The organism is Cupriavidus sp. 01L45, from assembly GCF_056399885.1.
This window is the reverse complement of the sequence record NZ_JBFTSG010000005.1, coordinates 1-12,167: the sequence shown is the minus strand read 5'-3', so window position 1 is coordinate 12,167 and position 12,167 is coordinate 1. Positions and strand designations below refer to the sequence as shown.

At 60.1% G+C, this 12,167-nt stretch carries 11 protein-coding genes and 1 pseudogene; 6 read left to right on the top strand and 6 right to left on the bottom strand.

Going from position 1 to position 12,167, the window contains the following annotated elements:
• Nucleotides 1-5 precede the first annotated feature (5 nt).
• Nucleotides 6-125, top strand: a pseudogene (locus tag AC1DT6_RS04680) (IS5/IS1182 family transposase); the annotation flags it as partial.
• Here the strand turns inward: AC1DT6_RS04680 and AC1DT6_RS04675 are convergent.
• Together AC1DT6_RS04675 and glaH are read right to left on the bottom strand one after the other, a co-directional pair.
• On the bottom strand, nucleotides 80-1,315 hold the full coding sequence (locus AC1DT6_RS04675) for an alpha-hydroxy acid oxidase (RefSeq protein WP_441627905.1): 1,236 nt from the start codon (nucleotides 1,313-1,315) through the stop codon (nucleotides 80-82). The pseudogene AC1DT6_RS04680 and the gene AC1DT6_RS04675 overlap by 46 nt on opposite strands.
• Nucleotides 1,316-1,432: 117 nt before the next feature.
• Complete coding sequence (gene glaH, locus AC1DT6_RS04670; protein ID WP_441627903.1) at nucleotides 1,433-2,362, bottom strand: glutarate dioxygenase GlaH; 930 nt, start codon at nucleotides 2,360-2,362, stop codon at nucleotides 1,433-1,435.
• Nucleotides 2,363-2,413: 51 nt separating this feature from the next.
• On the opposite strand from glaH, the gene AC1DT6_RS04665 reads away from it, so the two are divergent.
• A complete protein-coding gene (locus AC1DT6_RS04665) occupies nucleotides 2,414-3,367 on the top strand; it encodes a LysR family transcriptional regulator (protein WP_441627901.1) in 954 nt (317 codons plus the stop codon).
• Nucleotides 3,368-3,442: 75 nt separating this feature from the next.
• Here the strand turns inward: AC1DT6_RS04665 and AC1DT6_RS04660 are convergent, their stop codons facing one another.
• Nucleotides 3,443-4,714, bottom strand: coding sequence for an MFS transporter (locus AC1DT6_RS04660; RefSeq protein ID WP_441628023.1), 1,272 nt, complete (start codon nucleotides 4,712-4,714; stop codon nucleotides 3,443-3,445).
• Between the two features lie 208 nt (nucleotides 4,715-4,922).
• Nucleotides 4,923-5,507, bottom strand: coding sequence for a hypothetical protein (locus tag AC1DT6_RS04655; RefSeq protein WP_441627899.1), 585 nt, complete (start codon nucleotides 5,505-5,507; stop codon nucleotides 4,923-4,925).
• A gap of 155 nt (nucleotides 5,508-5,662) precedes the next feature.
• On the opposite strand from AC1DT6_RS04655, the gene AC1DT6_RS04650 reads away from it, so the two are divergent.
• The gene (locus AC1DT6_RS04650; RefSeq protein ID WP_441627897.1) at nucleotides 5,663-6,658 is read left to right on the top strand and encodes a Bug family tripartite tricarboxylate transporter substrate binding protein; all 996 of its coding nucleotides are present in this window, start codon (nucleotides 5,663-5,665) and stop codon (nucleotides 6,656-6,658) included.
• A 199-nt stretch (nucleotides 6,659-6,857) separates the two neighbouring features.
• On the opposite strand, the gene AC1DT6_RS04645 is transcribed toward AC1DT6_RS04650, so the two are convergent.
• Both AC1DT6_RS04645 and AC1DT6_RS04640 read right to left on the bottom strand, forming a co-directional pair.
• Entirely contained in the window at nucleotides 6,858-7,418 is a 561-nt protein-coding gene (locus AC1DT6_RS04645) for an RBBP9/YdeN family alpha/beta hydrolase (RefSeq protein WP_441627895.1), read from the bottom strand.
• Between the two features lie 9 nt (nucleotides 7,419-7,427).
• Nucleotides 7,428-8,339, bottom strand: a complete 912-nt coding sequence (locus AC1DT6_RS04640) for a TauD/TfdA dioxygenase family protein (protein ID WP_441627893.1) — start codon at nucleotides 8,337-8,339, stop codon at nucleotides 7,428-7,430.
• A gap of 129 nt (nucleotides 8,340-8,468) precedes the next feature.
• Between AC1DT6_RS04640 and AC1DT6_RS04635 the strand changes: the two genes are divergently transcribed.
• The 3 genes from AC1DT6_RS04635 to AC1DT6_RS04625 form a co-directional block, all read left to right on the top strand.
• Nucleotides 8,469-9,512, top strand: coding sequence for an AraC family transcriptional regulator (locus AC1DT6_RS04635; protein WP_441627891.1), 1,044 nt, complete (start codon nucleotides 8,469-8,471; stop codon nucleotides 9,510-9,512).
• Nucleotides 9,513-9,674: 162 nt separating this feature from the next.
• Nucleotides 9,675-10,517, top strand: a complete 843-nt coding sequence (locus AC1DT6_RS04630) for a GntR family transcriptional regulator (protein ID WP_441627889.1) — start codon at nucleotides 9,675-9,677, stop codon at nucleotides 10,515-10,517.
• A gap of 552 nt (nucleotides 10,518-11,069) precedes the next feature.
• Nucleotides 11,070-12,167 (top strand): porin (locus AC1DT6_RS04625; protein WP_477111160.1); only part of this gene is annotated, 1,098 nt, incomplete at its 3' end.

Below are 12,167 nucleotides of genomic sequence, written 5' to 3'. Positions count from 1 at the left end.
CAGGGGCCGACGAGTCGGACGTATCGCAGGCGCAGGCATTGCCGCATGGCCACGAGGACCATGCGTTTGGCGATGCGGGCTACACGGGAGTAGAGAAGCGCGATGCAATTCGGCGGGTTCTGTGGCCCTGGACGATGACGCTATTGTTCACGTCCGCGATGGTCGTCGCGCCCAGCATGGCCATATTTCGGTCGACCTCATCGCGCAGGAGCGTTATGGCGTGGCGAACGCCCTCGGCTCCCCCAACGGCCGCAGCGTAAACAAAAGGTCGCCCCAGGAAGACAAAGCGGGCTCCCAGTGCCAACGCTTTCAGAACATCACCGCCTCGCCGGATACCGCTGTCCATCATGACGGTTGTCTTGTGCGCGACTGCCTCACAAATCTCCGGCAATACAGCAAGCGGTTCCACGGCACCGTCCAATTGGCGCCCGCCGTGATTCGAGACAATGATGCCGTCGGCGCCCAAGGCGACAGCGCGTGCGGCGTCGGACGTATGCAAAATGCCCTTGATGACCAGGTTGCCGCGCCATCTTTGCCGGATTCGCTCGATATCCGTCCAGCTCAGGTGATCGCGTCCCGTCGTATCGCGAATGGCGGAGGCCGACAGGATCGGCGCGCCGCGAGACGCAAAAGAATTCTCAAAATGCGGCATCCCACTCGAAACGAGGGTTCTGGCGAACGTCCCGGCCAGCCAACGCGGCCGAGACACGCCATCGAATGCCAGGCGGACAGATGGTCGCAAAGGCAAAGAGAAGCCAGTACGGACGTTATTCTCCCGGTTGGCCCAAACGGGAATATCAACCGTAAGGACAAGCGTAGCGAACCCGGCCGCTTCAATCCGCTCAATCAGGGCATCCCTGCGCGCGGCGTCACCTGGCAGGTAGGCCTGAAACCACGTACCTGGCGCGGCCGCCTGAACGGCTTCCATCGGAATCAAGGACGTGCCGCTCATGATTGCGGGTATCCGCTCTTCCCGCGCCGTTTGCGCGAGGACCACATCGCCGCGGTAAGCGGCAATCGCACTGATTCCAACGGGCGCCACGCCAAAGGGAGACGCGTAACGTTGCCCAAAGATCTCAGTCGCTTGCGACCGTCCCGACACGTCGACAAGAACTTTGGGACGAAACTTGACCTCGTCGAATGCCGTCCTGTTCGCGGCAAGCGACTTTTCATCCTCCGCGGCACCGGCGATGTAGCCAAAGATCGGGCGCGGAAGCACTCTCTTTGCCGCGACTTCAAAATCGGCAAGCGAGAGGATCGGCCGCAGTCGTCTATGAATCTGACGGTTGGCGCCATAGGCAGGCTTGGCGGGCATTCCAGCGCTCGGAACGGCTTGGCTTTCTGCAACTTCTGTTTGAGATGTCATCTTGATTTGAAGCGTCTATCAGGCCCAACCGCTGTCACTATCAGCCACGCCGGATCACATCGATCATTAGGCGAACGTGCCTCGCTGGCGCATCAGCTCACGGAACAGCGCCTCGTTCTTCTCGAACGGCGCACGCCCGTGGAGGTAGAAGTAGTTGTTCAGGACAACCAGATCGCCGACGGGTAGCGACACTTCCTTTGTTCCCGGCGAAGCCTCCATGGAAGTCGACAGGTCGTTGAGAAATGCAGCCTCCTCGCGATTGCGAGGCTGTACAAACTGATCGATGAAGGACATCGACAACCCAAACTCATTCTGGAAGAAGAGTGGGCGCTCGACTCTATCGCCGACATTCTTGGACCCCGGTGCCTTGTAGAGGAAAGGCTGCGTCCCGAGACGGTGACTGACAAACCGGTCACGCGCCTCCCAATCGTCCAGATGCAGGAATCGGGACTCGCCGCCGATTGCATTCTGTTCTGCAAACTTCATCATCAACAGCCAGTCCGTCGCTTCGGTAACGAAGGTGCCATCGGTGTGCATCGTGAAGAGTCGATAGGCTTGGCGCAAATAGGAGTCGCTATCGTCCGTGTGCTTGACCACGAAGCGAGCATAGTAATTGCCCGACATCGCATCGTGGTTGCTGGGACCAAGGAGGTGCCCAATGGCAGTGCCGAAGCGAACGAAATCGTCGGCGTCCGTCGTCAGTCCCTGGAGGCCTACCGTAAAGCCACCATGCTGCCGATCCTTCACAATGCCGTTGATGGTTGTAGCGAAGTCCTCGCCGACGTGCTTCGCGAGTACATCCGCGAGCTCGTAGCGCATGAAGGGGACATACTCGAGGTTCTGAACATCGACCTTGCGTACGTCGTGCAGGAACCCAAGAAGGGCCTCGCGCTCAACGGTCACATGCAGGATGCGATGGTGATCTGCGTGGGCAGATAATTGGAAACGGGGCTCGTCATTGCTGGCAAGCACTGCGGCAGGAAACGGGGCATTCATCGATAGCTCTCCGGGATGTTGTATGGCGCTATTTCATCTGGATTCTTTGATATGATCCAGATGGAAGACAGTAATCTTTGTTCCGAAATCGAGATTAAAACGATGATTGACGTTCGCCAGTTGCAGTGTTTCCTCGCCGTGGCGGAAGAGCTTCACTTTGCGAAGGCGGCAGATCGCCTGGGTGTCGCCCAATCAGGGCTCAGCACCCAGATCCAGCGCCTTGAACAAGATTTGGGGGTCACGCTCTTGAATCGCAACAAAAGGAAGCCGGTGTCACTTACCGACGCGGGGCACCTGTTCCATGCCGAGGCTGTGGCGGCGTTGCGGCACATTGAGCGAGCCGACCAGGTGGGACGCTTGGCTGCCCGAGGGCTGGCTGGCGTCATCCGTGTCGGCTATGTGGCATCTGGCGTAAGCAGCGGCCTTTTGTCCATGATGCTGAGCGAGTTTCGGAAATCACACGAGATGGTCCGGATCGAAGTCGTGCCAATGGAAACGCCAAGGCAGCTCGAAGCGCTCAGCGATGGCCAGATCGATGTGGGAATTGTCAGGCCAAGACGGCTCTATCCGGCCGGCGTCATCACGAAAGTCATACAGACTGAACGCCTGCTGGCCGCAATGACAGGAAGTCATCCCCTTGCAAAGCGAGGGACGGTTTCAGCGCGCGCGCTAGCAGATCAGTCCTTTATCGTCCCGCAGTTTGCGGACGAGGAAGGATTCGGGTCTGCGTTATCCGCCCTGGGCAAAGCCGGGGGGTTCACGCCTCATCTGGAATATCGCGTCCAGGATTTCATCTCCGCGATTTGCCTCGCGTCCGCGGGATACGGAGTGGCCATAGTGCCTGAGTCAATGCAGAACTTCTCCCAGCCAGGTATCTTTTACACGCAGATCGCCGACTTTAAATTCTCAGTGCACCTGGCGCTAGCTCACAGGCGTCGGGAAATATCCCCGGCGGTACGGGCATTCGTGCAACTCGGAACCGAGATATTCAATGGCCGTGCCTGAATCGATCAACGGGATCCTGCATCGTCCCCGCGATGGAGGATCGTGGGGACGATGGGTTGGGTGCCGGCAGCGCGCTCAGCCGCGTCGCGTTTCCGCGACGTAACACCATCTGCCAATGAGGAACACGGTGAAGGGCAGAACTGCCGCGAGCGGTAGCCAGCGCAAGGCGACTTGAAGACCGACCGCGTCCGCTACCATACCGGTGATAAAGGGGCCTGCTGCGAGTCCCAATATATTGTTAAACAACGTCAGTGTGGCAAATGCCGAGCCATGAATAGCTGGCGGTGTGGCTCCGGCAATGATCGCGCTGCATGTGCCGAACGAGCTCGCAAGGAAGAACACGCCGGGCGCAAGGAGCGCGAGTTGCAGATTACCTTGTGGCAAGCGGAACGCAATCGCCAGCAGAGTGCCTAGCACGAGGCAATAGCCAATGGCCATGTTCCACCGCTTGAGCGACGAATCCCCGCTGATCCGATCGGTCATCACACCGCACATGAGTTGGCCCAGGCCGCTGACAAGGACGAGCCCGGCCGCCAGTACGGCCGCCTGGCTGACAGGCATGCCCCAGTAGCGATTCAGGTAGCTGGGCAGCCACACGAAAAGCGTACCCTGAACGAAGATCTGCAGGGCGCAGCCGAGGTACGCGCAAAAGACGGAACGGGACGGAAACAGGCCGGAGAAAAGCGCACGCGGTGTCAGTTTCACATGCCCGTATACCTGAGTTCCGTTCGCATTGTCCGGTTGCGCGCTTGCAAGCTTTTCTTCCGTGACCACGAAGTAATAAATGATCACCAGCACAAAGCCAATGATCGCCATCAGACCCATCGACCAGCGCCAGCCAAAGTGCGTCGCAATGATGCCGGAAAGCGAAACACCGAGCACGGACCCAAAAGCGGCGGCAGACGTAAAGCCTCCRGCAATGGTGGACCGCATATGCTTTGGAAAGACGCTAACGAGCATAGCGAATCCGACACTGCCGTAGGCAGCCTCGCCGACACCAACGAACAAGCGCGCGACGAACATCTCGTGGTAGGTGCTGGCAATGGCGCACCCGAGCGTGGCAACACTCCACACCGCAACCATCAGCGCAATGCTTTTGACTCGTCCCCAGCGGTCCGCGATTATGGAAAATGGGAGGGTCAGCACGCCAACCGCCAACGGCACCACGCTGCTAATCGAACCGAGCTGTGTATCGGAAATCTGCCACTGCACTTTCAAGAGTGGAAACAAGGCATTGATCGCCTGCCGCGACATGTAGTCGGACAGTAACAGGCAAAACATCAATGCAAACACGACCCACGCGTAGGGTCGGGCACCAGTGGGAGCCGCAGCCGGCTCAGCCGGCATCGCGTTACTCGTACATGGGTTCAATTCTGTCTCCTCTAGTGATTCTCGAAACTGATGGCTATTGGTGCGGCCTGCTGTCGTGTGGGCGGTGTGAAGCAAGGCCTTCGGGCCAGGGCGGCAGTGGTGGCTGCTGGCCATCAGCATCGCCGGGCGCTTTGCCGGGCGCTTTCTTTGTGTCGCCGTGCGCGCTTTGGAATTCGACGCTCGATCAGTCAAGGCCCACGAACACGGTGGCATCACGTTCGACGACACGATCCTCGGTAAGGACTTCTCGCACCGGATCATCTAGCCTGGCGCTACTTCCCGCTTTACCTTGCACGCCGTGAACTTGGCCATTTACGACAGTAATTCGCCGACGCAGGGAGCACTGGATCACCATAAGGGCCAGATTCGGCACACCTCGAGGAGTCGGTTGGTACCCGTAGCGCATCAGATCTGCAAGGCGCCATGCCTGGTGACCATGGAAGCCCTTCCAGAAGAGAAGAAACCGGTTGTTCTGCGACACCGTGGCGGGGCCAGCGCTTCGGCCAACCCGCACTCCCTGGTGGACACCGCCAAGGCCAACGGCATCGATACATACCCGTATCCCGTTGCCCTGTTCAATGCGCTCCCGTTGGCCGCGTGTGTCGACGACGACGGGGCCTTGCAGCCATGGAACCTCAAGACCTTGATCCCTGCACGGCTGATACTGGCAGCGCTCGCAAGAGACGTCTTCGAAAGTGCGCTCGCTATGTCTTGCTAGGGTTTTCCCGCTGTTTGCGCGAAATGGCAAAAACTTGTCGTAATCGGTCAAGCCGGTTGACCCGGTGCGATCCGAGAATGGACAAAGGGTGAATGTATCGCAAAGCCTGCCACAGGATCGCCGGCCTGAAGGTTTAGTGCGGCATCGAGGTCATCGGCGACAGACCTTTCCAAACACGCAAAGCGTAGCAATCAAAAGGTATAGACATGAAGAAGCAGACCAATAACTTCCGGTGGCGCGGTTACGCCTTGGCGATCGGTGTTGGTGTCGCCGGTGGGATCCCCATGGCCCAGGCCCAGGAGGCTTGGCCCAGCAAGCCGATTCGTCTGGTGGTGGCGGGGCCTGCCGGCGGCAGTGCCGACGCGTTGGCGCGACTGCTGGCGGAAGGGCTGCAGAAGACATTGAGCAAGCCGGTCATCGTAGAGAACAAGCCCGGTGCCGCCGGCGCGCTGGCGATCAGCGATTTGCAGTCCAACGGCAAGGATGGCCATACTCTCCTGGTCATCCAGGGCGGCGTCGTGAGCGAAGCGCCGTTGGCCTACAAGGTCCACTACAACCCCTTTGCGGACCTGAAGCCCCTGGCCCAGATCAGTCGCACGGGGTTGGTGCTGGTTGCCAACAAGGATGTGCCCGTCTCCAACCTGAAGCAGTTGGTGGACTACGGCAAATCGCAAAAAGACGGACTCGTCTTCGCTTCTTACGCTGCGGGACTGAAGGGCCACACCTCGGGCATGCTGCTCGGGCAACTCACGCATGTGCAAATGCGGCATGTGGGCTACAAGGGCTCTCCCCCGGCATTGAACGACCTGATGGGCGGCCATGTGCCCCTGATGTTCGATGGCGTGACGACCTCATTGCCGCTGATCAAGGCCGGAAAGATCAAAGCGATTGCGCTGAACTATCCGACGCGGATTGCCGGATTGCCGGATGTGCCGACTTTCAAGGAGCTCGGTTACCCACAACTGGCGGAAGCAGGCTGGTTCGCCGTGTGGTCCCGCCCGGATGTCGCTCCGGCAGTCCAGCGAAAAATCCGCGAGGCGACGCTGGCGTATTTCAAGCAACCCGCAGTGCAGAATCGCGTCAAGGACATGGGCATGGAGCAGGGCGGGGGCGCCACCTCGGAAGAGTTGATGGCGGACCTGAAGCAGGCGTACCAGCAACAGTCCGCGCTGCTGAAGTCCATTAACTACCAGCCAGAATAATAGGAAATATCCGGTGCAGCGGTAGTAGCCCGGCCGCGCAACTGGCCGGCTGGGTTACTACCGTTCCGGCGCGGCCGTCAGGTAAGCATACGGATCGTGGTCATTGAATCTGTCCGGTCGTCCCTGGCGGCACTGTCGTTTTCAAATTCCGCAGTCCGGGTCCTTTTTTCCCGGCCGATGGCACTCGGCCGTGTTTCGGTCACGAGAGTTCGCGAATGAACGCTTCGGCCTGCGGCCACTCGCCATAGCCTGACGCGGGATTCAGATGCCCGACCTCGCCGAGTTCGACGAAGCGACTGCCCCACGCCTGCGCCAGGTCACGGGCGCGATCGAGACGCGTCAGGGGATCGTTGCTGCTTGCCGCAACAATGCTCGGAAACGGCAATTTGCCGCGAGGGATCGGCAGCCAGCCGTGGTCGCTCAGTGTGTCGGTTGTCGGGTAGCCTGCCGGCATGGGCGTCTCGAGGTCCGCGGGCGCTGCAAGCAGTGCGCCGAGGATCTCGGGTGTGGCGCCTCGTGCCGCCCAATGGGCGACCATCATCGCGCCTGCGCTGTGCGCCACGATGATCACCGGCCCCTCGATGGTGGCTAGCGCGCGATCGATCGCGTCGACGCGGGCAGCGCAGCTCAGCTTGTCTTGCTCAAGCGGGGCGACGCTGACCACGCCAGGCAGTTTCGCCGCCAGCAGGGTCTGCCAGTGTTCCGGCACATGGTCACGCAAGCCTGGGACGATGAGAACGGTCGTTTTCGTAGAGGCCACGTCGATCTTTCAGTAAGGCGCGTCACCGATGATGGCGGTGCGCTCCATCTTTCGGTGACACGGGGGGTAATCCATCACTGCGTAGTGTTGGGTTGAGCGGTTGTCCCAGAACACAACACTGTTTTTCTTCCAACGAAAACGCACCTGGTATTCGGGGATGGTGGCCTGGCTGACCAGGTAGTTAAGCAAATTACTGGCACCCGGCGCCTTGTCTAGCCCGTAGCGGACGTTGGCCGGCACGTTGTAATTTGTGAAGTGCGTCGTAAAACTCCCGTTGACGAACAGGACTTTCTCTCCGGTTTCGGGATGAATGCGCACCACCGGGTGCTCGGCGTCCGGGTACTGAGCCTTCAGTGCAAGACGTTTTTCRATCGGCATCGCGGCGCCGAAGCTTGCCTCGATGCTGTGGCGCGCGCGCAATGAGGCGATCTTCGTCTTGATATCCTCGGGCAACTGGTTGTAGGCCTCGACCATGTTGACCCACATCGTGTCGCCACCCACAGGCGGGCATTCGATACAGCGCAGCACGCAGCCCAACGGAGGCTTTTCGCGCCAGGTGGCATCGGTATGCCAGGAATTCTCGTTGCGTTCGGGAGGGCTGTCCGGGGTTTTGTAGATCTGAACCAGTCCGGGGTAATCGGGATGGCTGCCCACCACAGGATGGTCCTCCAGCTCGCCAAAGCGGCGCGCAAAGGCCACGTGCTGCGCGCGAGTGATGTCCTGGTCGCGGAAGAACAGCACGCGATACTTTAAGAGCAGGGCCCGGATTTCGGCCATCAGTTGGTCGTCTTCGGCAGCCGCGCCCAGGTTGACGTTGCCGAGCTCCGCACCGATCGTGCAAGTGACTGGCTCGACCTGGATCGAGTTGCCCAGAGAGGTTGCGCGGACCGCTGCGGGTGCCGCATTGAGGCGTTGAATCATGAACGTTTGTCTCCCATTGCCGATTATGCCCTTCGATCCTGGCGAGTTTGGGCGTCGCGGGTTTCTCCCGCTTGACAATACATGACAGGCATTTATCATTCTATGTCACCCTCCTACGTCAGTTCCCCGATGTCGTTACTTGTCCGCGCCGCGGCCCTCACGAACTACAGCGAGGTCGCTCGTGCCGCCGGGCTGGATCCGGTGCGAATGCTCTTTGACGCAGGGATAAGTCCGAGCGTACTGCGCGAGCCGGACCTCATGATTCCAGTCGAGCGTTTTGGACGTCTGCTCCAGGCGTCCGCGACCATGTCAGGCAACGAGAGTTTCGGGCTGTGCATGGCCGAGTCGCGCCTATTGTCCAATCTTGGGGCGGTAGGATTGCTGATCCGCGACCAGGCAACGCTGCGCGACTCGCTTGGCATGCTGATGCGCTACCAGGCGATGCTCAATGGTGCGCTGTCGCTGGCGGTCGAGGAATGCGGAGGACTGGTCATTATTCGCGAGGCGGTAATGGCTGGCAACGCACATCAGCCAACACGCCAAAGGGTTGAACTGGCGCTAGGGGTAATGGTGCGGTTGATACGCCAGCTCCTCAAGCCCGACTGGGAGCCGCGGCGCGTATGCTTCGAGCACCCGGCGCCGCGCGACCTTAGTGCACACCAACGGTTTTTTGGCCCTCACGTCGAGTTCGACTACGACTTCAACTGCATCGTCTGCGCGAAGGCCGATCTCGATGCACGCAACCCGTCGGCCGATCCGGCCATGGTGCGCTACGCGCAGCAGTTGATAGACGCGTCCGCCATGCCGCAGCAGGCGACCATGCTTGAGGACGTGCGTCGCACGATCCTTCTGCTGTTGCCCAGTGGGCGCTGCAGCATCGAACAGGTGGCCGAGCACCTGGGCGTGGTGTGCCGCACGGTCCAGCGCCGGCTGGCGGAACAGGGGCGGAGCTTCTCGTCGATCGTTAACGACATCCGCACGGAACTCGCGGCGCGTCACGTCATCGAGAGCGATCGTCCGTTGACCGAGGTGGCGACCCTGCTAGGTTTTTCCGCGCCAAGCGGATTCTCGCGCTGGTATCACGCGCAATTCGGTTGCAGCCCCAAGGAGAGCCGGGCCGCAAGCGGCACCGTGCGCCGACAGACAGCACCTCCGCCGGCGAGCAGGGCATAAGCCTTCAAAAGGCCAGGGCATACGGACGCTCCTTGCGCTGGATCGCGGAGATCTTCCGTCTGGCCAGCGCGTCGCGCCGGATCGAGGACCGGGGAAGGATAGAATACCGAAGTTACGCAGCAGCCATGCGGCGTCCAGGACAGTACACCGGTATTCGAAACCATGAGCAGAAGTAAGACTGAAAACCTCCCGGATCTCTCTAGCCTCCTCACGCCAAAAAATCAGCTGATGCTGGCAGTTGAGCACGCTGTGCTAAGAGGGCAGGACTGGGCACGCGCATCCGCGCCCATTGCTGAACAGATCGCCGCCAGACTGGCGGGCGTGATCACGCTCGATCTAATCCGGTCGGGTCAGCGCCTGCTTGAGAAAGACATTAGCGAAGTGCTGCATGTAAGCCGCGCGCCAGTCAGGGAGGCTATGCGCATCCTCGAACGAGACCGGCTGGTCGAGTTTCAGGCCAGGCGCGGTGCCATCGTCACCGCGCCCGGCGAGATGGAGCTTCGCGATATCTTTAAGGTTCGAGCAGTACTCTACGTTACGATGCTGGAGCAGGTTATGCGCGAGAACTCGGACGGGCTCCAGGACGTCCTCGACGAGCGCATGCCGAAGCTTGCCAAGGCAGCGGAGGAGTCGGTCGACGCCTATGCTGTCGAGAGCTTTCTGCTGAACTTTGCGATTGTCGATTTGTGTGCCAACAGATTGCTGGTTGACATGCTGCAATCCATATCGCTTCGCACGTTGCGCTACGCTCGCCTTGGACTATCTGCCGCTCCGCAATCCATTCCTGCTTCGTTGAAGACCTGGCGTGCGCTTCAAAACGCGGCGCAGAAGCGTGACGAGAAGTTGCTGCTCTCCGTTGCCCAGAAGCGGCTGGATGAGGCGAGGGATGCCGCGCTGCGTGCTCTCAAGATGAAGCCCGGCGTTCCGGTAGTCTCAAAGGACGACAAAGGCCCGGCCACGCGGGAGCAGACTGCGCAAACAGCCAGGCGGCGCAAGGCTGCCTAGTTGCACCTACGCGGGCCATCAGGGTTACTGGTTTGATGCCTGCGGTACGCAGTTCCTTCTGTTGATGCTTCGTGCCGGTGGCGGCCACCCCGGTAGCTACGCGAAGCAGCACTGTCAAGCATTACCCGCGGGGCGACGACGGCGTGGAGCGACGGCGCTTGCCTGGCTTCACCGTCGTCTACGGCTCTCTCCACCCTCGCGATGCTGCAATCATCCACACGGGGTGGCACTTCATCAAAGCTGTCGGCTCGCCTCGTCAGGTTGAGGCCGCCTCGCGCCCCATCTGCTGTTCTCACCATTCTTGTGCGTCGACGCATCGGTCCGGAAACCAATGGCTGGCTTGCCGCGCTCAAATTTATTGTTGTCGACAATAATATATCTGGTGTACAGTCCATGGACTCAAGGAACTGACCGAGCCACCGATTTGTCTGTGCGGTTGCTGTTGAGGGAAGCCCTAGGTAACTCGGGGCGTTCTTCGCCATGGCCACGACACGCGTGGCTGATGGCATCGTTTGTGACAGGCGAAAAAAATAACCTAAAGGAGAGGAGGCAATGGGATCATTGAGAAAGCTGAGCAAGCTTAATCACGCACTCATCGCTGCGGGCGCAATCTGCACCGGCGGCGCACACGCACAGAGCAGCGTGACGCTATATGGCGTGGCGGATATAAACGTTGAGTTCGCCAATCATGTCGGCGCCGTTCCCACCGCTGCCAACAAGTTCAATGCGGGCCCGTCCAACAATGTCTACCGCATGGATTCCGGCGGCCTGTCCGGTTCGCGTTGGGGCTTGCGCGGCGTGGAAGATCTGGGCAACGGCGTGAAATCCGTTTTCGTACTGGAGAGTGGCTTTAACCTGGATACCGGCACGTCGCAGCAAGGCGGCCGCCTGTTCGGTCGACAGGCCTACGTTGGCATCCAAAGCACGCAGTTTGGCCAGGTGACCTTCGGCCGTCAGTACACTTCGATGTTCGAGAGCATCGCGAACTTCGTGCCGGCAGCCTTTGCCACCCAGTATGAACCGATCGTGATGTTGACAGGTGCGAACTTCCGCGAGGACAACACCATCAAGTACTCCGGCCGGTTCGGCTCGGTCTCTGCACTGGCACACTGGTCCTTCGGTACCGGCCTGGCATTGCCGACGACGGTGGCCAACGGCCCATTGCTCGGCGGCAACGGCGAAGTGCCGGGCCAGTTCCGCCGCGACACCGCCTATGGCGCAGGGTTGACCTATATCTCTGGCCCTGTCGGTGTGGCCGTTGCGTACGACCAGTTCAATCCAACCATTTCCAACCCGTTAACAGCTGTTGCCCTCGGCAGCGGCAGCTTCAAGAAGGCGACGGTCGCGGCAAGCTATGCGTTCGGCGCGGCAAAGATCATGGGCGGCTACCGCTGGGGTCAGAACAAGGACCAGAATGGCAGCCTGATCGAGCGCGACGACTTCTACTGGATCGGCGCCAACTACCAGGTGACGCCGGCGCTTGGCCTGACGCTTGAGTACAACTACGACAACGTCAAGAGCTTCTTCGCCAACAAGTCGGTGCCGAACCCATGGCAAGTTGCCTTTATCGCGGACTACACGCTTTCCAAGCGGACTGATGTCTACCTGACCACGGCATATTCAAAGAATGCGGGTCTGGGACTGGATTCC

Bases quoted from the DNA above. Each gene is read 5' to 3' on its own strand.
- AC1DT6_RS04675 (WP_441627905.1), bottom strand. From the start codon at position 1,315: ATGCCCGCCAAGCCTGCCTATGGCGCCAACCGTCAGATTCATAGACGA.
- glaH (WP_441627903.1), bottom strand. From the start codon at position 2,362: ATGAATGCCCCGTTTCCTGCCGCAGTGCTTGCCAGCAATGACGAGCCC.
- AC1DT6_RS04665 (WP_441627901.1), top strand. From the start codon at position 2,414: ATGATCCAGATGGAAGACAGTAATCTTTGTTCCGAAATCGAGATTAAA.
- AC1DT6_RS04650 (WP_441627897.1), top strand. From the start codon at position 5,663: ATGAAGAAGCAGACCAATAACTTCCGGTGGCGCGGTTACGCCTTGGCG.
- AC1DT6_RS04635 (WP_441627891.1), top strand. From the start codon at position 8,469: ATGTCGTTACTTGTCCGCGCCGCGGCCCTCACGAACTACAGCGAGGTC.
- AC1DT6_RS04630 (WP_441627889.1), top strand. From the start codon at position 9,675: ATGAGCAGAAGTAAGACTGAAAACCTCCCGGATCTCTCTAGCCTCCTC.